Source organism: Paracraurococcus lichenis (assembly GCF_030657435.1).
Taxonomy (GTDB): domain Bacteria; phylum Pseudomonadota; class Alphaproteobacteria; order Acetobacterales; family Acetobacteraceae; genus Paracraurococcus; species Paracraurococcus lichenis.
The window spans coordinates 60,759-81,392 of the sequence record NZ_JAUTWS010000025.1; the positions used below are offsets into that span (position 1 = coordinate 60,759).

Sequence of the window (20,634 nt, forward strand, 5' to 3'; positions counted from 1 at the left end):
GGGTCACTCCGCGGCCAGGGCCGGCGCCGGGCGCAGGGCCTTGGCGGCTTCCAACAGGAATTTCTGCATGTCCCAGGCGCCCGTCGGGCAGCGCTCGGCGCACATGCCGCAATGCAGGCAGACATCCTCGTCCTTGACCATGACGCGGCCGGTCTTGAGGCCATCCGCGACATAGAGCGGCTGGTCGAGGTTGAGCGCCGGCGCCTTCAGGCGCTGCCGCAGGTCCGCTTCCTCGCCATTCTCGGTGAAGGTGATGCAGTCCGTCGGGCAGATGTCGACGCAGGCATCGCATTCGATGCAGAGCGATTCGGAGAACACCGTCTGCACGTCGCAGTTCAGGCAGCGCTCGGCCTCCTTGAAGGCCATCTCCCGATCATAGCCGAGTTCGACCTCGAGCGTGATGTCGCGCAGCGCCACCTCGTCCTCGGCATGCGGCACCTTGAAGCGCAGGTCGAGCGAGACGTCGTTGTCGTAGCTCCACTCATGGATGCCCATCTTCTGGCTGACCAGGCGCGTGTCCGGCGGCGGCCGGTTCGTCACGTCCTCGCCGCGGCAGAAGAGGTCGATGGAGATCGCCGCGGCATGGCCATGCGCCACGGCCCAGATGATGTTCTTCGGCCCGAAGGCGGCATCGCCGCCGAAGAAGACCTGCGGCACGGTGGACTGGTGCGTCGTCGCGTCCAGCACCGGTAGGCCCCAGCGGTCGAACTCCAGGCCGATGTCGCGCTCGATCCAGGGGAAGGCATTCTCCTGGCCGATGGCGACCAGCACCTCGTCCGCCTCGATCGTCACGTCCGGCTCGCCGGAGGGCACGAGCTGGCGGCGGCCCCTGGCGTCGTACTCCGCCCGCACCTTCTCGAAGACCATGCCGGTCAGGCGGCCGCTGTCGTGCAGCACCTCCTTCGGGACGAGGAAGTTGAGGATCGGGATGCCCTCGCGCATCGCGTCCTCCTTCTCCCAGGGGGAGGCCTTCATCTCCTCGAAGCCGGAGCGGACGACGACCGTCACCTCCTCCCCGCCCAGGCGCCGGGCGCTGCGGCAGCAATCCATCGCCGTATTGCCGCCGCCCAGCACGATGACGCGCTTCCCGACCTCCGTGATGTGGCCGAAGGAGACGGAGGAGAGCCAGTCGATGCCGATGTGGATGTGCTCCGCGGCCTCCGCGCGGCCGGGGACGTCGAGGTCGCGCCCGCGCGGCGCGCCGGAGCCGACGAAGACGGCGTCATAGCCCTCGGCCAGCAGGGCCTTCAGGCTCTCCACGCGCTCCCCATAATGCGTGACGACATTGCCGCGGTCGGTGATGTAGCCGACCTCCTCGTCGATCACCTCGGCCGGCAGGCGGAAGCGGGGGATCTGGCTGCGGATGAAGCCGCCGCCCTGCTTCTCCCCGTCATAGACATGCACCTCGTAGCCGAGCGGCGCGAGGTCGCGCGCGACGGTCAGGCTGGCGGGCCCGGCGCCGATGCAGGCGATGCGCCGGCCGTTCCGCTGCGCCGGGATCGGCGTCAGGCGGTTGCGGATATCGGCCTTGTTGTCGGCGGCCACGCGCTTGAGGCGGCAGATGGCGACCGGCTCCTCCTCCACCCGCCCGCGGCGGCAGGCCGGCTCGCAGGGGCGGTCGCAGGTGCGGCCGAGGATGCCGGGGAAGACGTTGGAGTGCCAGTTCACCATATAGGCGTCGCTGTAGCGGCCCGCGGCGATCAGCCTGATGTATTCGGGAACCGGGGTGTGGGCGGGACAGGCCCACTGGCAATCGACCACCTTGTGGAAGGTGTCCGGGTTACGGATATCGGTGGGCTTCAACGGACGTTTCCCTCGTTGCGGGGAGCGTTCGGCATGGGCGGCGCCGGCCGATGGCCGGGCAGGGCACGCCTGGCGCCGGAACGGGCCGGGTGACCGCGGATGCCATAACGTTCCTCCCACGCCCTTTTCGGGCGCACGGAGCTTGCCCCACAACCGTGATAGGCGCAACGACCCGCCGACATGGCGGGAGCAGCACGGTTGCAGGCCGGCTCTGATAGTTCGGCATGATGCGCCCGCGAGGGATGCCGCGCGACCCGGCCGGGGGACACGTCAGCGTGCGGCCTCGTTGCGCAGTGGCCGGCGGAACGAAGGACGGCGCCGCGCGATGCCGCGGCGCAGCAAGGGGAGAGGATGATGGCGGATCTCAGCGGAAAGGCCGCGCTGGTGACGGGCGCGAGCCGCGGCCTGGGCGAGGGCGTGGCGCGCGCGCTGGCCGAGGCGGGTGTCGCGGTGATGCTGGCTGCGCGCGACGGCGCGGCGGTGGAGGCCGTGGCGCGGGACATCGCAGCGATGGGCGGCAGTGCCTACGCCATGGCGGCCGATGTCTCGGATTATGCGGCGACCGAGGCGCTGGTCGCCGCGACGCGGGCGCGCTGCGGCGGCCTCGACATCCTGGTGAACAATGCCGGCGTCATCGAGCCGATCGCGGAGATCGGCGCATCCGATCCCGCCGCCTGGGCGCGCAACATCGCCATCAACCTGGTCGGCCCCTACAACGCGGTGCGCGCGGCCCTGCCGGGCATGATCGCTGGCGGCGGCGGGACGATCGTCAACGTCTCCTCCGGCGCCGCCTATCGGCCGCTCGAGGGCTGGAGCGCCTATTGCTCGGGGAAGGCGGGGCTGGCCATGTTCACCCGCGCCATCGCGCTGGAAGCGGGGGCCAGGGGCATCCGCGCCTTCGGCTTCTCGCCGGGCACGATCGACACCGAGATGCAGGTGAAGATCCGCGCCTCGGGCCTGAACGTCATCAGCCAGATCCCGCGCGAGCAGCTCTCGCCGGTGGCGGATGCGGTGCGCGGGCTCGTTCATCTCTGCACGGCGGGGGCGGATGACCTGGTCGGCCAGGACGCCTCGATGCGCGACGAGGCGTTCCGCAAGCGCCTCGGCCTGTAGCCGACGCGCCGCGCGGGGGCGGGCGCGGCGCGGTCAGCGCCGCTGCGCCTCGGCCAGCGCCTGCAGCCGCAGCGCGCTGGCCAGGGGCTGCGAGGGATCCGTGCGCGCCGTGTCCACCTCCGTCACCAGCGCCGCCAGGCTGAGCCCGCGCCGCTGTGCGATCGCCTCCAGCGCCGCCCAGAATTCCGGCTCCAGCGCCACCGAGGTGCGGTGGCCCGCCAGCGCGAAGCTGCGCTTCTGCAGGTGGCGGGCCGCCGGCATCAGTCGCCGAGCGAGGCGCCGGGCGCGATCATCGTCTCCGGCCGGACCCAGCGGTCGAAATCCTCGGGCGTGACGAAGCCGAGCTGCTCCGCGGCGTCGCGCAAGGTCAGGTTCTCGGCCAAGGCCTTCTTGCCGATGCGCACCGCCTTGTCGTAGCCGATATGCGGATTGAGCGCCGTCACCAGCATCAGCGATTTTCCGAGATTCTCGGCGATCTTTTCCCGGTTGGGTTCCAGCTTCAGCACCATGAACTCGGCAAAGCTCGCCGCGGCATCGGCCAGCAGCGTCGCCGATTGCAGCACCGCCTGGATGATCACCGGCTTGAAGACGTTGAGCTCGAGGAAGCTCTGCGCCCCGGCGAAGGTCACGGTGGTGGTATTGCCCATGACCTGGGCGCAGACCATGGTCAGCGCCTCCGACTGCGTCGGGTTGGTCTTGCCCGGCATGATGCTGCTGGAGAGCCCGTCCGCCGGCACCACCAGCTCGGCGAGGCCGCTGCGCGGGCCGCTGCCGAGCAGGCGGATGTCGTTGCCGAGCTTGTTCAGCGAGACGGCGACGGTGTTCATCGCCCCCTGCAGCTCGACGAAGGCGTCATGCGCGCCCATGCCCTCGAACTTGTTCGGGTTCGGGGCGAAGGCGAGGCCGGTGCGGTCGGCGACGATCTCGCAGAACACCCTGTCGAAATCCGGGTGTCGGTTGAGGCCGGTGCCGACCGCGGTGCCGCCCTGCGGCAGCAGCAGCAGCCGCGGCATGACGCCGCGCAGCCGCTCCTGCCCCAGCTCCACCTGCCGGGCCCAGGCCGCGAATTCCTGGCCCAGCGTGACCGGCACGGCGTCCATCATATGGGTGCGGCCGATCTTGATGATGTCGGCCCATTCCTCCGAGCGCTTCCACAGCGCCGCATGCAGCCGCCCGAGCGCGGGCAGCAGCCGTCCCTCCACCGCCTCGGCCGCGGCGATGTGCATCATGGTCGGGAAATTGTCGTTGGAGCTCTGGCCGCGATTGACGTGGTCGTTCGGATGCACCGGCTTCCGCGCGCCGAGCGGCGAACCCAGGATCTCGTTGGCGCGGTTCGAGATCACCTCGTTCGCGTTCATGTTGGTCTGCGTTCCCGATCCCGTCTGCCAGACGGGGAGGGGGAATTCCTCATCGCGCCGGCCGTCGGCGATCTCCTCGGCGGCCTGCTTGATCGGGCCGACGAGGTCGGCCGGCAACTCGCCGAGACGCCCATTGGCCTCGGCGCAGGCCCATTTGTGCAGGCCGACGGCGCGGATCAGCCCGGGCGGGAAGCGCTCGGACCCGATGCGGAACAGGCGCCGGGCCCGCTCGGTCTGCGGGCCCCAGTAGCGCTCGGCCGGGATGTCGATGGTGCCGAGCGAGTCGGTCTCGGTGCGGGTCTCCGCCATGGTCCTCTCCTCCTGCCCGCGCCGCCATGGGCGGGGCCTGTCAGGCCGGCCGATTGGGGGCGCCCGGACTCCCGGTCGTCCCGCGCCGATCGGACGGCTCAGGGGGAGTAGGAGGAAACCTCGACAAGGTTCCCCTCGGGGTCGCGGCAATAGACCGAGCCCATGGGGCCGAGCGCGCCCTGGCGCGTCACCGGGCCAAGTTCGATCCGCACGCCGCAAGCATGGAACTGGCCGACGATGTCGTCCACCGCGACCGCCACGATGAAGCAGAGGTCCTGGGTGCCGGGCAGGCAGGTCCCGGCGGCGATCCAGTCCTCCGTCGGGTGGTCGGCCGGACGGAGGTTGATCTTCTGGCCGCCGAATTTCAGAGCGACGCGGGGCGGGCTGCCGAAATCCTCCCGTTCCATGCCGAGGACGCGCTGGTACCAGCTCGCCATCACCTCGATGTCGCGGCAGTTGATGACGATATGGTCCAGGCGGTCGACGGCGAAGCGCATGTCAATGGTGCTCCCTTCGGTCGCGGCCGACCGATTGAGACATGGGCAGCAGACCCGCTCCGGTCATCGGGCGGCGGGTTCCTTGGGCAGGCGGGCCGTCACCTCGATCTCGATGCGCATGGCATCGGTCTGCAGGCCGGCATGGATGAGGGTGGCGGCGGGCCTCGCGCGGCCGAGATGCCGCTTCACCACGGGCCAGCAGGGTTCCCAATCCTCCCGTCGCGGCACGATGAAGAGGACGCGGACCACGTCGTCGAGGCTGGCGCCGGCCTCGGCCAGGGCCTGCGCGATGTTGCGGAAGGCCTGGTCGACCTGGGCGACGACGTCGTCCTCGATGGTCATGCGGGCGTAGTCGTAGCCGGTGGTGCCGGAGACCCAGACATGGTCGCCATCCACCACGGCGCGGGAATAGCCGATCTCCGCCTCGAACCGGCTGCCGGAGGAGATGTGCCGGACGCCGCTCACCCGCCGGCCTCGCAGACCACGGCCGCGACCGCATTGTCCGGGCCCGGCACAGCGAAGAGGATGACGCGGCGGATGACGGCGATCTGCCCCGCGCCGTCGCGCAGCTCCATCCCCGGCACGGGGATCATGGGCAGGGTGATCACGCCGTCGTCGTGGATCGGCTCGCCACGCTCGAGCCCATCGGGGTCGAACCAGACATGGATGCGGTAGCCTGTCATCGCCGTCTCCCCTGGCCCGCGGGACCGGATGCTATTCCAGCCCCTCGTAGAAGTCGTTGCCCTTGTCGTCCATGACGATGAAGGCAGGAAAATCCTCGACCTCGATCCTCCAGACGGCTTCCATGCCGAGCTCGGGGTATTCCAGCACCTCGACCTTGCGGATGCAGTCCTGCGCCAGCCGCGCCGCCGGGCCGCCGACCGAGCCGAGATAGAATCCGCCATAAGCCTTGCAGGCGTTCAGCACGGCCTTGCTGCGGTTACCCTTGGCCAGCATGACGAAGCTGCCGCCCGCCTTCTGGAAGGCCTCCACATAGCTGTCCATGCGGCCGGCGGTGGTCGGGCCGAAGCTGCCGGTCGGCATGCCCTGCGGGGTCTTGGCCGGGCCGGCATAGTAGACCGGGTGGTTCTTGATGTAGTCTGGCAGCCCGCCGCCCGACTCGAGCCGCTCCTGCAGCTTGGCATGGGCGATGTCGCGCGCCACCACCATGGTGCCGGTCAGCGACACGCGGGTCTTCACCGGATGCTTCGACAGCTCCGCGCGGATCTCGCTCATCGGCCGGTTCAGGTCGATCTTCACGACCTCGCCGCCCAGGATCGCGTCGGTCTGCTCCGGCAGGTACTTCGCCGGGTCGTGCTCGAGATCCTCGAGGAAGACGCCCTCGGGCGTGATCTTCGCCTTGATCTGGCGGTCGGCCGAGCAGGAGACGCCGATCGCGATCGGCAGCGAGGCGCCATGGCGGGGCAGCCGGACGACCCGCACGTCGTGGCAGAAATACTTGCCGCCGAACTGCGCGCCGATGCCGAGATTCTGCGTCAGCTTGTGGACCTCGGCCTCCAGCGCCGGGTCGCGGATGGCATGGCCGGACTTGTCGCCGCTGGTCGGCAGGCCATCGAGGTAGCGGGTGCTGGCCAGCTTCACCGCCTTCAGCGCCGTCTCGGCGGTGGTGCCGCCGATGACGATGGCCAAGTGGTAGGGCGGGCAGGCGGAGGTGCCCAGCGTCTTGATCTTCTCCTCGAGGAAGGCCAGCAGCTTCGGCTTGTTCAGCACCGCGCGGGTCTGCTGGAAGAGGAAGGTCTTGTTCGCCGAGCCGCCGCCCTTGAGGACGAACATCAGGTGGAACTCGTCGGCATGGTGCTCGCCCGGCGCGGCCATGATGGAGAAGTCGACCGGCAGGTTGTTGCCGGTATTCACCTCCTCGAACATCGAGAGCGGCGCCATCTGCGAGTAGCGCAGGTTCGTCTCGGTATAGGTCCGGGCCACGCCGAAGGAGAGCGCCTCCTCCTCGTCGCCCTCGACCCAGACCCGCTGGCCCTTCTTGCCGAAGACGATGGCGGTGCCGGTGTCCTGGCACATCGGCAGGGTGCCGCCGGCGGCGATGGCGGCATTCTTCAGCAGGTCGAGCGCGACGAAGCGGTCGTTGGCGCTCGCCTCGGGGTCCTTCAGGATGTTCGCCAGGCTCTGCAGGTGGCCCGGCCGCAGCAGGTGGGAGACGTCCCGGCAGGCCTGGAAGGCGAGCTGTTCCAGCGCCTGGGGGGAGACCTTCAGCACGGTCTTCCCCTCGACCTCGACGGTCGAGACGCCCTGGATGTCGAGCTTGCGGTAGGGGGTCCTGTCCTCCGCGAGCGGGAACATGGGGCTATAGCGGAAGCCGGAGGGGCGGGCAGGCTGGCTCACCGGGCCGGCATCGACATCCTGCGCGGGGCCGCGCAGGTCTTCCTTCGACAGCGCGGCGGCATCCTGGGGAGGGGTCACGGGCGATCTCCGCACGGGGGGACGCCGCGGGGAGCCTCTGCCGGGTGCAGGGGCGGTCGGGCGGCGCCGTGAAAGTCCCGGCCGGATTACTCCAGCGCGGCCGCCAAGCCAACCGCCCGGTCGGGCGAGCCTTGCCTCATGCCGCGCCGCAAGGGTCCGCGCCGGGCATCAAGAGGGCCGCGCCCCGTCGCGGAGGCCGCGGGCCCCTGCGCCGGGCCTCGGGGGTGTCGCGGAGCCTCCCGCCCGGACGGGCGGCGCCGGCAAGCGCGACCGGGAGGGGCGCCGGCATCGCCGCGCCCGCTGTCAGTCCCGCCGGCGGCGGAAGGCGTCCAGGCTGACCACCTGCGGCTTCGCCGGCGCCTCCCCGGCCGCCTGCTCCGCCAGCTCCGCGACCGCCGGTGCGGGCTCGGGTGCCTGGAAGCGCAGGCCGAAGCGCACATGCGGGTCGGCGAAGGCCGTCACCGCCTTGAAGGGGATCACCAGCATCGCCGGCACGCCGCCGAAGGACAGCCCGACGGAGAAGCTGCCGGCGCCGCGATCGACCTTCAGGTCCCAGAACTTGTGCTGCAGGACGATCGTCATCTCCTGCGGGTAGCGGGCCTTCAGGTGGCCGGGCAGGGAAACCCCGGGAAACTCGGTCCGGAAGGTGACATAGAAATGGTGCTCGCCCGGCAGGCCGCGCCGGCCGACATGGTCGAGCGCCTCGACGACCACGGCGCGCAACGCCTCCTCCGCCCAGGCGGCATAAGGCAATTCGCTGTCGGTGGCCGCAATGGTATCGTTCATGATCCAATCCTTCCCCTACTAATAGGGGCACCATCAACTCACGGAAACGGGAGAAAATCTTAACGTTGCCAATGAGTGGGTGAAGTGGGGGGCTTCTGTTGCCCGGTGCCCCCCGAACCGCGCTTACCTTATTCAGGCAGCGAGTGCGACGTCCTCGCGGACGTTATCGTTCGCACTTATCGATGGCCCGATGACGGCGGAACCATGCCGGGCAAAAGCGGCCCCATTACCACGCGCGTCGAGCCTGTTTCGCCCCCATTTGCCGCACTGCGGCAAATCCCCTGGAGGGAAGCCGCAAGAACGGTGTCTGGTGGAGGCGCCGGGCACTGCCCCCGGGTCCGCAACGCTTATCCCGAGCCGTGTTTATCACCATAGTCTTGCGGGATCGCTCCCGCGCGACGGCGTTGATATAGCGCATGGCGCGCCCAGGTTCCAGGTGGCACGCGACGACGCGGAGCGGAGGCGCAGCCAGCGCATGGATTCCCTGCCCGATCTTGCCAGCCCGCCGCGCGCGCGGTCGCGCCGCGGCCTGCTGCTGCCGCTCGGCCTGACCGCCATCGCCGCCGCCGGGGCCGGCTACTGGCTCGGCCACCAGGCGCCGCCGCCGCCCGAGGCGGCCGGCGCGGCCACCCGGCCCGAACTGCCCGCGGAGGTCTCGCTTTCGCCCGAGGCCGCCCGCAATTTCGGCCTGCGCACCGCCGCGGCGGAGATGCGGCCGCTGGTCCGCAGCATCCGCGTCACCGGCAGCGTCGGCTTCAACGAGCTGCGGCTCGCCCATATCCAGCCGCTCGCGCGCGGGCGGGTGCAGTCGGTCGAGGTGGCGATCGGCGACCGCGTCCGGGCCGGGCAGCGCCTGGCGGTCCTCGATGCCCTCGACCTCGCCGAGGCGCGGCACCAGCTCTCGGGCGCCGAGGCGGCGCTGAACCAGGCCCAGGCCGAGACCCAGACCGCGCGCGCCGCCTTCAACCGGGCGCAGGAGCTGGTCCGCAGCGGCGCCCTCTCCCAGAGCGAGCTCGAGCGAAGGCGGGCGGAGGTCGCGCGGGCCGAGGCCGCGGTGCTGACCCGGAGGACGGAGGTCGAGCACTGGCGGGAGATGCTGGCCCGCTACAGCCCGGCCAGCACCGCGCCCCTGCCGCCCGGCAGCGTCAGCCTCCCGGCCCCGACCCCGATGGATGCCCGCGGCGCCATCCTCGCCCCCTTCGACGGCGCCATCCTGGCCGTCGGCGCCACGCCGGGGGAGCTGGTGGACACCAACCGGGAGATTTTTACTCTTGCCGACCTCTCGACGGTCTGGGTCATGGCCGACGTGCCCGAGCGCGACCTGGGCGCGGTGCAGGCGGGCGCGGCCGTCTCCATCGCGGTCGAGGCCTATCCCGGCCGGCGCTTCCCCGGCCGGGTCGCCTATGTCGCCGACCAGCTCGATGCCCGGACCGGCACGGCCAAGGTGCGCTGCGAGATCCCGAACCCCGAGGGCGCGCTCCGGGTGAACATGTTCGCCATCGTCGAGATCGCGGCGCCGCTCGGGCGGGAGGGGCTGGTGGTGCCGGACGCCGCCCTGCAGGCGGTGGACGACCAGCCCGGCGTCTTCCTCCGCACGGGCGAGGACCGCTTCGCCTGGCGGCGGGTGCAGCCGGGGCTGCGGCAGGGCGGCGTGACCGAAGTGACGGAGGGGCTGCAGCCCGGCGAGACCGTCGCCGCCGAGGGCAGCTTCCGCCTGAAGGCGCTGCTGCTGCACGACCGGGTCGATGCGCAGGACTGAGCCGATGACGGGGCCGGCATGATCCCCCGCCTGATCGATGCCGCGCTGGCCAATCGCGCCGTCGTGCTGATCCTGGCCGCCATGCTGGTGGCGATGGGTCTCTACGACCTGCGGCGCCTGCCGATCGATGCGCAGCCCGACATCTCGCCGCGCCAGGTGCTGGTCATCACCCAGGCGCCCGGCCTCGGCCCGCTCGAGGTGGAGCGCTTCGTCACCTTCCCCGTCGAGCTCGCCCTGCAGGGCCTGCCGCATATGGAGAACCTGCGCTCCGTCACGCGCTACGGCCTCTCGGTCGTCTATGTCCGCTTCTCCGACGAGATGGACATCTACGCCGCGCGCAACCTGGTCTTCTCCCGCCTGCCCGCGGTGCAGGTGCCGCCCGAGGCCGGCACGCCGCAAATGGGTCCCGTCTCCACGGGACTCGGCGAGATCTTCCAGTTCGAGGTGCGCGGGCAGGGCCGCAGCCTGATGGAGCTGCGCACCATCCTGGACTGGCAGGTCGCACCGAGGCTGCGCCAGGTGCCCGGCGTGATCGACGTCAATGCCAATGGCGGGGAGCTCAAGACCTACGAGGTGCAGGTCGCGGCCGATGCGCTGACCCGCTACGGCCTCTCGCTCGCCGAGGTCTTCACCGCCATCGAGCGCAACAACGGCGCCCGCGGCGGCGCGACGCTGGAGCGCAACGGCGAGCAGGCGGTGATCCGCGGCGAGGGGCTGATCCAGGACCCCGAGGATATCGGCCGCATCGTGCTGCGGACGGGGGAGGGGGGTGTGCCCCTCTATGTCCGCGACATCGCGCGCGTGACCCCGGCGGCGCGCCCGCGCCTCGGCGCCGTCACCCGCGACGGCCGCGGGGAGGCGGTGGTCGGCGTCGCCCTGATGCTGCTCGGCGAGAACACGCGCGAGGTTGGCGACCGGGTCAAGGCGGCGATCGGCGAGATCGGGAAGGGCCTGCCGCCGGGCGTCGCGATCGCCCCCTATTACGATCGCGCCGACCTGATCACCCGCACCATCCACACCGTGGCGAAGAACCTGATCGAGGGCGCGGCCCTGGTCGTCGTGGTGCTGCTGGTCCTCCTCGGCAATATCCGCGCCGGGCTGGTGGTGGCGCTGGCGATCCCGCTCTCGATGCTGGCGGCCGCGACGGCGATGTACTGGTCGGGCCTCTCGGGCAACCTGATGAGCCTCGGCGCCATCGATTTCGGCCTGATCGTGGATGGCGCGGTCGTCATGATCGAGAATGTCGTCCGCCGCCGCGGCGAGCACCCGGGGCGCCCGGTCGAGCAGGTGGTGCGGGAGGCGGCGCACGAGGTCGGGCGCCCCATCCTCTTCGCCGTCACCATCATCACCGTGGTCTACCTGCCGCTGCTGAGCCTGCAGGGCGTCGAGGGCAAGATGTTCCGCCCCATGGCGCTGACGGTGATGTTCGCGCTCGTCGCCTCCCTCGTGCTCACCCTGGTGCTGATGCCGGTGCTGGCGACCATGGCGCTCCGCGGACCGGTCGCCGAGCACGATAGCCGGGCCATCGCCTGGATCCGCCGGCGCTACGCCCCGCTGCTCGATGCCTCGGAGCACCACCCGGTGCCGCTGCTCGGCCTCGCCCTCGCGCTGCTGGTCGGCAGCGGCCTGCTGGCGACCCGGCTCGGCGCCGAGTTCATCCCGCGCCTCGACGAGGGGGCGCTGGCGGTGACCATCACCAAGCTGCCGAGCATGGGCCTCTCGACCGCCATCGAGACCACGACGCTGGTCGAGAGGACGCTGCTGGCCTTCCCCGAGGTCGAGACGGTGGTCAGCCTCTCCGGCAGTTCGGAGATCCCGACCGACCCGATGGGGGTGGAGCAGAGCGACAGCTTCATCCTCCTCAAGCCGCGCGAGCAATGGCAGACCGCGCCCGACCGGGAGGGGCTGATCGCCGCCTATGCCGCGGCGCTGGAGCGCGAGGTGCCGGGCATGCAGCTCTCCTGGTCGCAGCCGATCGAGATGCGCATGCAGGACCTGCTGCAGGGCGTGCGGTCCGACGTCGCCATCATCATCTATGGCGACGACCCGGCGGCGTTGCGCCAGGCCGCCGAGGCCACGGTGCAGGCGGTGGCGCGGGTGCCGGGGGCGGAGGACGTGAAGGCCGAGCAGACCGCCGGCCAGCCCTATCTCCGCGTCATCATCGACCGCGAGGCGGTGGCGCGCTACGGCCTCAATGCCTCCGACGTGCTGGACGTGGTGGAGGCGCTGGGCGGGCGCACCGTCGGCACGCTGGTCGAGGGCAATGCCCGCTTCGACATCCGCGTCCGCCTGCGGCCGGAGGACCGGAGCGACCCGGACCGCATCCGCGACCTCCGCATCGCCGATGCCTCCGGCCGCGCGGTGCCGCTGACGCAGCTTGCCCGCGTGGTCACGGAGGACGGGCCGGCGCAGATCAGCCGGGAGAAGGGAAGGCGCCGCATCACCGTGGAGGCCAACGTCCGCGGCCGCGACATCGCCTCCTTCGTCGCCGAGGCGCAAGCGGCGGTGCAGCGGCAGGTGCGGCTGCCCGCCGGCTATGCCATGGACTGGGGCGGGCAGTTCCAGAACCTGCAGGAGGCGACGGCGCGGCTGACGGTGGTGGTGCCGGCGGCGCTCGCCCTGATCTTCGCCCTGCTCTTCGTCATGTTCCGCAGCCTGACGCTCTCGGCGCTGATCTTCGTCAATGTCCCGATCGCCGCGACCGGCGGCGTGCTCGCGCTCTGGTTGCGCGGGCTGCCCTTCAGCATCTCGGCCGCCGTCGGCTTCATCGCGCTCTTCGGCATTGCCGTGCTGAACGGCGTGGTGCTGGTCAGCACCATCGTGGAGCAGCGGCTGGAGGGGAAGCCGCCCATGCAGGCGGCGCGGGATGCGGCAATGCAGCGGCTGCGGCCGGTGCTGATGACGGCGACGGTGGCGAGCCTCGGCTTCCTGCCCATGGCGGTCTCGACCAGCGCCGGGGCGGAGGTGCAGCGGCCGCTCGCCACGGTGGTGATCGGCGGGCTGGTGACGGCGACGCTGCTGACGCTGCTGGTCCTGCCGACGCTCTATGCCTGGATCGCGGGACGGGTCGACGCGCCCGGCCGCCTGTCCCGCGACGCCGCGCACTAGAGCGCATCGCGGACGGTGGTGACCGTCCGGAAGCGTGTATCCGCTGCAGGCGCACGGCGATCTCCGCCGAAGGTTGCGCAGTGTCGTGTGATGGCGACCTAAAGTTGAGTGTCGCGCCGCCCGATGGCCCGGCATGCCGCGCCCACGCAAAGGTGGTGACCGCCGGCGATGCCGCCGGTGCATGCTGTCGGCATTGGACGGCCCGCGCGGCCGGCTCCGTACGGCATCCTGTATCGCCGTCCTGCGGGATGGCGCGCACCGGGACGCCCGCGGAACCACTTTATTTCATGTTGCTTGGGCATTAACCTTTTCGCTGGCCACGATGCCGTCGCAGGCCGCCCGCATTCACGGGCTTCAGCGCGGACGGCATCCGGCCGGTGGCGATCTGGGGAAAGTCGGTCTCATGCAGATGGTGTCCGCTGACACCCTGGCCCCGCTGCAGCGGCGCCTGGCCGCCATCATGATGCTGGACGTGGCCGGCTACAGCCGGCTGACCGAGGCGGATGTCGAGGGCACGCACCGGCGCTGGATGACGATCCTGGCCGGCGTGGTGCGGCCTGCGCTCGAGGAGACCGAGGGCCAGATCATCAACCGCACCGGCGACGGCGCGATGATCGAGTTCCCGAGCGTCACTCTGGCGGTCCGGGCCGCCATCCGCATCCAGGCGGGCGCCGAGGCGCTGGAGCAGGTCCAGCCGCCGGACCGGCGCATCCGCCTGCGGATCGGCATCAACCTCGGCGACGTCATCGTCGAGCACAGCGTCCCCGGCATCTTCGGGGATGGCGTGAACATCGCGGCACGGCTGGAAGGCCTCGCGGAGCCGGGCGGGATCGTCCTCTCCGAGACCGCGATGCAGCTTGTCGACCGCACGGATTTCCGCTTCGTCGATCTCGGCCCGCAGCGGCTGAAGAACATCGCCCGGCCGATCCGCGCCTTCGCGGTCTCCCGCGACCCGCCGATCCCGCCGCGCGGCGCGTGGCTGCGGCTGCTGCCGCGGCTGAAGCCGGGCCGCCGCCTCCTGCTGTTTGCCGCGGTCCTGCTGCCGCTCTGCGGCGGCCTGGTCGATGCCGTGGTGGGCTGGTACCTCGCGCGCGTCAGGGCGCAGGAACTCATCATGATCCTGCCCTTCCGCAACCTGAGCGGCAACAGCGACGACGACTACCTGGTCGATGCCATCGTCGACGACCTGACCAACGACCTCGCCCGCGCCCGCCAGGGCTACGTGATCTCGAGCACGACGGCGCTGAGCTACAAGGGGCGCATGGTCGATGTGCGGGAGATCGGCCGGCAGTCCGGCGTGCGCTACGTGCTGGAAGGCAGCTTCCGCCGCAGCGGCGAGACGCTGGTGGTGAACGCGCAGCTGGTCGATGCCAGGACCGGCGGCAATATCTGGGCGGAGCGCTTCTCGCACGAGAGCAGGACGCTGGCGGACCTGGAGGACGCGATGACGCGCCGCCTGGCCGCGCCGCTCGACTTCCAGGTGAGCGAGGTGCGCCGCACCGGCATGGTCGGCAGCTTCGCGGCGGACGGGAACCCACTCGACGAAAGGTTGCGCACGATGGCCCTCATCACCGGCAGCTTCACCCCGGCCTCCTCGCTCGAGGCGCGCACCCGGCTCGAGCGGGCCGTGGCGAAGGACGTGCAATCGGCCGAGGATCTCGGCCTCCTCGCCATGCTGCTGGTCAGCGACTACCTCAACAACTGGAACGGCGCCTCGCAGGCGGATGTCACGCGCACGGAGATCCTGGCGCACCGGGCCCTGGCGATCGACCCCGATGCCTGGAGGGCGCATTACGCGCTGTCGCAGGTCCATCGCGTGCGGGCCGAGCACGAGGCGGCGCTGAAGGAACTCGACAGGACGATCGAGCTCAACCCCAGCTTCGCCGTCGCCTATGCGCAGAAGGGCAACGAGTTGCTCGCGCTCGGCCAGGTCGCGGCAGCGCCGGAATGGGGCATCAAGGCGGCGACGATCAGCCCGCGCGACCGATCGCTGAGCGTGTTCCACTGGGTGACCGGCCGGGCCTATTTCGTCGCCGGCGACTATGCCAGGGCGGTCGAGTGGCTGGAGAAATCCGTCGCGGAACGAGGGACGGTCTGGTTCAGCCAGGCCTGGCTGGCCAGCGCCCTCGCGCTCTCCGGCGATACCCGGCGCACGGCGGACACGGTCGCCCGGCTCCGTCGCGATTTCCCGGATTATACGCTGCCGCGGATCATGGAGTATTACGACAAGCAGGAGCGGTTCCAGAACGCCGCGATCAAGGAGAGCCTGCCGCGGCTCTATGACGGCCTGCGCAAGGCCGGGCTCCGCGACTGAGCGGGCCCGCCACCCGGCCGGGCGGCGGGATGTCGCCGCGTCGTCAGGCCGCCGTCTCGCCGCCGCGCGGCAACCCGCGCTCCACCACCCGCGCATAGAGCGCCGCGCCATAGGGGATGGCCGCGTCGTTGAACTGGTAGCGCGGGTTGTGCAGCGAGGCGCCCTCGCCATTGCCGAGCTGGATATAGGCGCCCGGGACCTTCTCCATCATGAAGGAGAAATCCTCCGAGCCCATGCCCGGCGGCTTGTCCCGCGCCACCCGGGTCTCGCCCACCAGTTCCGCCGCCGCGGCGACATAGGCCTCGGTCTGCTCGGCATCGTTCACCGTCGGCGCGAAGATCAGCCGCCAGTCGAGCGCGGCCGTCGCGCCGAAGCCGGCGGCGACGCCCTGCGCCATGCGCGCCAGGCCCTGCTCGATCTGCAGCGCGACCTCGCGGCTGAAGAATCGGGCGGTGCCGGAGATCGTCGCCGTCTCCGGGATCACGTTGTAGGCCTCGCCGCCCTGCACCTTGGTGATGCTGACCACCGCCGGATCGCGCGGGCTGAGGTTGCGCGAGACGATGCTCTGCAGCGCGGTCGCGATGTGGCAGGCGGTCAGCACCGGATCGATGCTCGCCTCCGGCCGCGCGCCATGGCTGCCCTTGCCGGTGACGCGGATGTCGAAGAAGGCGCCGCCGGCCGCGGTCGGGCCGGGGCGGATGGCGAATTCCCCGACCGCCATCCCCGGCCGGTTGTGCATGCCGAAGACGGCATCGCAGGGGAAGCGCTCGAACAGCCCGTCCTGCAGCATGGCCAGGGCGCCGCCGCAGCCTTCCTCGCCGGGCTGGAAGATGAGGTGGACGATGCCGTCGAACTGCCTGGTCTCGGCCAGGTATTTCGCGGCGCCGAGCAGCATGGTGGTGTGGCCGTCATGGCCGCAGGCATGCATCACGCCCTTCTGCGTGCTGCGGAAGGGCAGGTCGGTCAGCTCCTCCATCGGCAGTGCGTCCATGTCGGCGCGCAGCCCGATGGCCCGGTTGCCGCGGCCGCTGCGCAGCACCCCGACCACGCCCGTGCCGCCGACGCCGCGATGCACCTCGATCCCCCAGGATTCGAGCGTCCGCGCCACCACCTCGGCCGTGCGGTGCTCGGCCATGCCCAGCTCGGGATGGGCATGCAGGTCGTGGCGGATGGCGGTCAGCTCGGCATGGTGGCGGCGGATGGCGTCCAGCGGGGACATCACGGCTCCTTGGCAGTGTCGGGGGCAGTGGCGGGAAGGGTTTGGGCGGCCGGCATCCTGCCCCCGCTTGCCGGCCCGCGCCAAGGGCCGGGACCAAGGGCCGGGACCAAGGGCCGGGAAATGCATCGACCCCGCCCGCCGCCCGGTCTAGAAGGCCGCCCGCGGTGGCCCCAAGCTCCGGCCCTGCGAGTCCCAGGGGTCCACAGGATGGCGCTGACCGAGGCACAACAGCAGGAGATCGAGGCCGCCCGCGCCGCGGAAGGCCGCACCCGCCGCCCGGTGGCGCCGGGGCTCGAGGCGCTGCTCTATCAGGCCATCCCCGTGCTGGACCACGGCTTCCTGCGGGTGGTGGACTACATGGGCGACGACGCCGCGGTGGTGCAGGCCGCCCGCGTCTCCTATGGCCGCGGCACCCGCGCGGCGAACGAGGATCGCGGCCTGATCCGCTACCTCATGCGCCACCGCCACTCGACCCCCTTCGAGATGTGCGAAATCAAGTACCACGTCAAATTGCCGATCTTCGTGGCGCGGCAGTGGATCCGCCACCGCACGGCGAACGTGAACGAATACTCCGCGCGCTATTCCATCCTGGACCGCGAATTCTACATCCCCGCGCCGGAGCATCTGGCGGCGCAGTCCAGCAGCAACCGCCAGGGCCGCGGCACGGTGCTGGCGGGCGAGGAGGCGGCCGAGGTGCTGCGCCTGCTGCGGCAGGACGCCATGACCACCTACGACCACTATGCCTGGATGCTGAACGAGGACGAGGCGGGCGACACCGTCGATACTTCCCGCCAGGGCCTCGCGCGCGAGCTCGCGCGCATGAACCTGACGCTCAACACCTATACGCAGTGGTACTGGAAGACGGACCTGCACAACCTCTTCCACTTCCTCTCGCTCCGCGCCGACAGCCACGCGCAGTACGAGATCCGCGTCTATGCCGAGGCCATGCTGAAGACCGTCGCGGCCTGGGTCCCCGCCTGCTTCGAGGCCTTCTCGGAATACCGCATGGGCGCCGTCACGCTTTCCGCCCGCATGCTGGAGATCGTGCGGCGGATGCTGGCCGGCGAGGCGGTCGCGCAGGAGGGCAGCGGCCTCTCGAAGCGCGAATGGCGGGAGCTGATGGAGGTGCTGGGGCGGGAGGCCGGGTGATGGGCTGGATCCTGCTCGGCCTGCTGCTGGTCTTCGGCCTGCCCGTCCTGCTGACCTTCCTCGGCGTCGCGCTGGCGATCTGGGTGACGCTCGCGGTCGCCGGCCTGGTCTGGGGCATCGTCGCCTTCGTCTTCGGCTCGCCCCTCCTCGCCATCCTCCTCGCGCTCGCCGCCGGCATCGCCATCGGCCGCGCCTCGGCCCGCGCCTGATGGACGCCGCCCGCGCCGAGGCGCTGCTCGATTTCCTCGCCCTCGCCGACCGGCTGAAGACGGTGGAGCGGCGCGGCCTGGTGCCGCTGCCCGACGGCACGCACCGGCGCGAGACCAGCGCCGAGCATTGCTGGAACCTCGCCCTCCTCGCCCTGCTGCTGCACCGGGAGGTGGCGGCGGAGATCGATCTGGGCCATGCGCTGTCGCTGATCGCGGTGCACGACCTGGTCGAGGTCGAGGCCGGCGACACCTATGCCTACGACCCCGCCGGCCGCGCCACCCAGGCGGCGCGGGAGGAGGCCGCGGCCGATATCGTCTTCGGCGCGCTGCCGGCCGATCTCGGCGCCCGGCTGCGCGCGATGTGGGAGGAGTTCGAGGCCGGCGAGACCGCCGAGGCCCGCTTCGCCATGGCCTGCGACCGGATGCAGGGCTTCCTGCAGAACGTCCTCAGCGAGGGCCGCGCCTGGCGCGAGCACGGGGTGACGCGCGCCGATACCCGCCCGCGCATGGCCCCGGCCGAGGCGGTGGACCCCGTCTTCGCCGCGCTGATCAAGCGCCTCTACGACCGCGCCGCCGGCGGGATGCTGCCGGAATGAGCGGCGGCGCCCGCGCCCGGCACACGCCGCGGCCGCGGCCGGCGGCCAAGCCCTTCGCGCCGCGCGGCCCGGCGCCGCTGGCGGGCTGGCGGCGCTGGCGCTGGGTGGCGATCCTGGTCCTGGCCGCGCTCATCGGCCTGCCGCTCGCGCATGCCATCCTGGGCGAGGTCGCGGCGCTGCTCGGCGCCACCTTCCTGCTCGGCGTCCTGGTGGGGCGCTGGACGGCAAGGTGAAGGGGGCTGCGCCGGAACACCCGCCGCGGAGCGCCGTTCAGGCCTGACGCGCGCTCCCCGTCGGCGCGCAACCCCGGATTTTTCGGGCGCAAACCCCGACGGGTTTGCTTAGGATCCCGGCATGAGAACGTCCAAGCCAAGCGGGAGCCGCGCGCCATGATCGCGGCCATGATCCTCGCCAGCCTCGCCGGCAGCTTCGCCATGGCGCGGTTCTACGGCATGGGCTGGGCGCTGACGGCGCTCGGCCTCTCCTGGGGCAGCTTCGCCTGGTTCCCGCAGGTCCTGGCCTGGACGGCCCCGGCCGCGGTCGCGGCGATCGCCGCGCTGCTCGCCTTGGGCCTGCTGCGGGAGCGGCGGCGCGGCGCCGCCTGAGGCCACCGCCGCCCGGCCATGCCCGTCCTCGTCTTCGGCTCGGTGAATGCCGATCTCGTTTTCGCCCTGCCGGCGCTGCCGGGCCCGGGCGAGACGGTCCTCGGCCCGCGGCATGTCGCCCTGCCCGGCGGCAAGGGCGCGAACCAGGCGGTCGCGGCCGCCCGGGACGGCGCGCCCACCGCCTTCGCCGGCGCGGTCGGGGCCGATCCGCTGGCCGAGGTCGCACTCGCCGGCCTGCGCGAGGCGGGCGTGGATCTCGCGCGGCTGGCGATCGCGGCGGCACCCACCGGCTGCGCCGCCATCGCGGTCGATCCGGCGGGGCGCAACCAGATCGCGGTCGGCAGCGGCGCCAACCTGCTGGCCCGCGCCGCGCAGGTGGAGGATGCGGCGCTGACGCCGGCGACCCTGCTGCTGCTGCAGATGGAGGTGCCGGCCGCGGAGACCGCCGCGCTGGTCATGCGCGCCCGGGCGCGCGGCGCGCGGGTGCTGCTGAACCTCGCCCCGGCTGCCGCGCTGGACCGTGCCGCGCTCGCCGCCCTCGACCTGCTGGTGGCGAACGAGCACGAGGCCGCCTGGCTCGCCGCGCGCCTCGGCTGCGGCGCGGAGGCGGCGGCGCTGCACCGGGCGCTCGGCATCGGCGTCGCGGTCACGCGTGGCGAGGCCGGCGCGGAGGCGATGACGGCGGCCGGGCCGCTCCGCGTGCCGGCCTTCCCGGTGCGGGCGGTGGACACGACCGGCGCGGGCGATGCCTGGTGCGGCGTGCTGGCCGCGGCGCTCGAGCGCGGGCTGCCGCTGGAGGCGGCGATGCGCCGCGCCTCGGCCGCGGCGGCGCTGGCCTGCACGCGGGCCGGCGCGGCCATGCCGCGGGCGGCGGAGACCGATGCGCTGCTGCGACAGGGCGGGTAGAAGCGGCGCGGCAATGCCCGGCAGCGTGGAACGGCCATGGTCGCCGCGGCGTGCGCCGGCGCACTGCGGCATGGCGCCGCGCCGCGCATGCTCCTCCTCGCCGGCGAGCCGGTGACAGGAGCATCAGATGACCGATTTCGTGATCGTTGTGGCCGCGCTCGCCAACCTCGCCTCGGCCAGCCCGGCGACGCCCGCCGTGCCGCAGGCTGCGCCGACCGTGGGCTTCCGCACCTATGCGACGGTCGAGGCCTGCGAGGAGGCGACGACGCATCTCGTCGCGCGCCCCGGCACGCGCCTGGTCTGCCTGCCGGTCGAGCCGCAACTCGGCGAGCTCGCCAGCGCCTATTGACGACGCACCACCGGGCGGGGGCTGTACCGCGGCACGGGCCGCCCGGGCTGCATCGTCCAGGCCGACCCGCCCGCTGGTGCTGTGCCCGTCCCGCGAAGGCAGCCGCCTTGCCCGGGCA

Annotated in this window: 20 protein-coding genes and 1 other RNA gene; 11 read left to right on the top strand and 10 right to left on the bottom strand. The window is 71.7% G+C overall.

Translation table 11 applies throughout. The features are described 5' to 3' along the window. Nucleotides 1–3 precede the first annotated feature (3 nt). Nucleotides 4–1,803: an FAD-dependent oxidoreductase gene (locus tag Q7A36_RS22815; protein WP_305106061.1), complete on the bottom strand. Its 1,800-nt coding sequence runs from the start codon at nt 1,801–1,803 to the stop codon at nt 4–6. Between the two features lie 354 nt (nt 1,804–2,157). Here Q7A36_RS22815 and Q7A36_RS22820 point away from each other — a divergent pair, with 354 nt between their 5' ends. Beyond that, entirely contained in the window at nt 2,158–2,916 is a 759-nt protein-coding gene (locus tag Q7A36_RS22820) for an SDR family NAD(P)-dependent oxidoreductase (RefSeq protein ID WP_305106062.1), read from the top strand. A gap of 33 nt (nt 2,917–2,949) precedes the next feature. Here the strand turns inward: Q7A36_RS22820 and Q7A36_RS22825 are convergent, their stop codons facing one another. From Q7A36_RS22825 to ssrA, 8 genes are all read right to left on the bottom strand, one after another. Next, complete coding sequence (locus Q7A36_RS22825) at nt 2,950–3,177, bottom strand: ribbon-helix-helix domain-containing protein (protein WP_305106063.1); 228 nt, start codon at nt 3,175–3,177, stop codon at nt 2,950–2,952. Next, nucleotides 3,177–4,583 (bottom strand): class II fumarate hydratase, encoded by a 1,407-nt coding sequence (locus Q7A36_RS22830; protein WP_305106064.1) that lies wholly within the window; start codon nt 4,581–4,583, stop codon nt 3,177–3,179. Before Q7A36_RS22830 ends, Q7A36_RS22825 begins: the two co-directional genes overlap by 1 nt. 98 nt (nt 4,584–4,681) lie before the next feature. After that, entirely contained in the window at nt 4,682–5,080 is a 399-nt protein-coding gene (locus Q7A36_RS22835; protein WP_305106065.1) for a VOC family protein, read from the bottom strand. A gap of 63 nt (nt 5,081–5,143) precedes the next feature. Beyond that, nucleotides 5,144–5,545: a RidA family protein gene (locus Q7A36_RS22840; RefSeq protein ID WP_305106066.1), complete on the bottom strand. Its 402-nt coding sequence runs from the start codon at nt 5,543–5,545 to the stop codon at nt 5,144–5,146. Beyond that, nucleotides 5,542–5,763, bottom strand: coding sequence for a hypothetical protein (locus Q7A36_RS22845; protein WP_305106067.1), 222 nt, complete (start codon nt 5,761–5,763; stop codon nt 5,542–5,544). The genes Q7A36_RS22840 and Q7A36_RS22845 overlap by 4 nt, the downstream gene beginning before the upstream one ends. Before the next feature lie 31 nt (nt 5,764–5,794). Beyond that, on the bottom strand, nt 5,795–7,396 hold the full coding sequence (locus Q7A36_RS22850; RefSeq protein WP_305106088.1) for a fumarate hydratase: 1,602 nt from the start codon (nt 7,394–7,396) through the stop codon (nt 5,795–5,797). Between the two features lie 423 nt (nt 7,397–7,819). Continuing rightward, nucleotides 7,820–8,302 (bottom strand): SspB family protein, encoded by a 483-nt coding sequence (locus Q7A36_RS22855; RefSeq protein WP_305106068.1) that lies wholly within the window; start codon nt 8,300–8,302, stop codon nt 7,820–7,822. Nucleotides 8,303–8,385: 83 nt separating this feature from the next. Next, nucleotides 8,386–8,741, bottom strand: a transfer-messenger RNA (tmRNA) gene (gene ssrA / locus Q7A36_RS22860). 36 nt (nt 8,742–8,777) lie between these two features. Between ssrA and Q7A36_RS22865 the strand changes: the two genes are divergently transcribed. The 3 genes from Q7A36_RS22865 (at nt 8,778) to Q7A36_RS22875 (ending at nt 15,483) form a co-directional block, all read left to right on the top strand. Next, nucleotides 8,778–10,061, top strand: a complete 1,284-nt coding sequence (locus tag Q7A36_RS22865) for an efflux RND transporter periplasmic adaptor subunit (protein ID WP_305106069.1) — start codon at nt 8,778–8,780, stop codon at nt 10,059–10,061. A gap of 18 nt (nt 10,062–10,079) precedes the next feature. After that, complete coding sequence (locus tag Q7A36_RS22870; RefSeq protein ID WP_305106070.1) at nt 10,080–13,169, top strand: efflux RND transporter permease subunit; 3,090 nt, start codon at nt 10,080–10,082, stop codon at nt 13,167–13,169. A gap of 403 nt (nt 13,170–13,572) precedes the next feature. Further along, nucleotides 13,573–15,483, top strand: coding sequence for an adenylate/guanylate cyclase domain-containing protein (locus Q7A36_RS22875; RefSeq protein WP_305106071.1), 1,911 nt, complete (start codon nt 13,573–13,575; stop codon nt 15,481–15,483). A 43-nt stretch (nt 15,484–15,526) separates the two neighbouring features. Here Q7A36_RS22875 and Q7A36_RS22880 read toward each other — a convergent pair whose 3' ends face one another. Beyond that, on the bottom strand, nt 15,527–16,702 hold the full coding sequence (locus tag Q7A36_RS22880) for a M20 aminoacylase family protein (RefSeq protein ID WP_305106072.1): 1,176 nt from the start codon (nt 16,700–16,702) through the stop codon (nt 15,527–15,529). Nucleotides 16,703–16,909: 207 nt separating this feature from the next. On the opposite strand from Q7A36_RS22880, the gene thyX reads away from it, so the two are divergent. The 7 genes from thyX (at nt 16,910) to Q7A36_RS22915 (ending at nt 20,516) form a co-directional block, all read left to right on the top strand. Beyond that, the gene (gene thyX, locus Q7A36_RS22885) at nt 16,910–17,851 is read left to right on the top strand and encodes an FAD-dependent thymidylate synthase (RefSeq protein ID WP_305106073.1); all 942 of its coding nucleotides are present in this window, start codon (nt 16,910–16,912) and stop codon (nt 17,849–17,851) included. Next, entirely contained in the window at nt 17,851–18,060 is a 210-nt protein-coding gene (locus Q7A36_RS22890) for a hypothetical protein (protein ID WP_305106074.1), read from the top strand. Before thyX ends, Q7A36_RS22890 begins: the two co-directional genes overlap by 1 nt. Next, nucleotides 18,060–18,656: an HD domain-containing protein gene (locus tag Q7A36_RS22895; protein ID WP_305106075.1), complete on the top strand. Its 597-nt coding sequence runs from the start codon at nt 18,060–18,062 to the stop codon at nt 18,654–18,656. The genes Q7A36_RS22890 and Q7A36_RS22895 overlap by 1 nt, the downstream gene beginning before the upstream one ends. Then, complete coding sequence (locus Q7A36_RS22900) at nt 18,653–18,889, top strand: hypothetical protein (RefSeq protein WP_305106076.1); 237 nt, start codon at nt 18,653–18,655, stop codon at nt 18,887–18,889. The genes Q7A36_RS22895 and Q7A36_RS22900 overlap by 4 nt, the downstream gene beginning before the upstream one ends. A gap of 156 nt (nt 18,890–19,045) precedes the next feature. Next, a complete protein-coding gene (locus Q7A36_RS22905; protein ID WP_305106077.1) occupies nt 19,046–19,261 on the top strand; it encodes a hypothetical protein in 216 nt (71 codons plus the stop codon). Nucleotides 19,262–19,279: 18 nt separating this feature from the next. Next, on the top strand, nt 19,280–20,167 hold the full coding sequence (locus tag Q7A36_RS22910; protein WP_305106078.1) for a PfkB family carbohydrate kinase: 888 nt from the start codon (nt 19,280–19,282) through the stop codon (nt 20,165–20,167). Nucleotides 20,168–20,294: 127 nt separating this feature from the next. Beyond that, the gene (locus tag Q7A36_RS22915; protein WP_305106079.1) at nt 20,295–20,516 is read left to right on the top strand and encodes a hypothetical protein; all 222 of its coding nucleotides are present in this window, start codon (nt 20,295–20,297) and stop codon (nt 20,514–20,516) included. Nucleotides 20,517–20,634 lie beyond the last annotated feature (118 nt).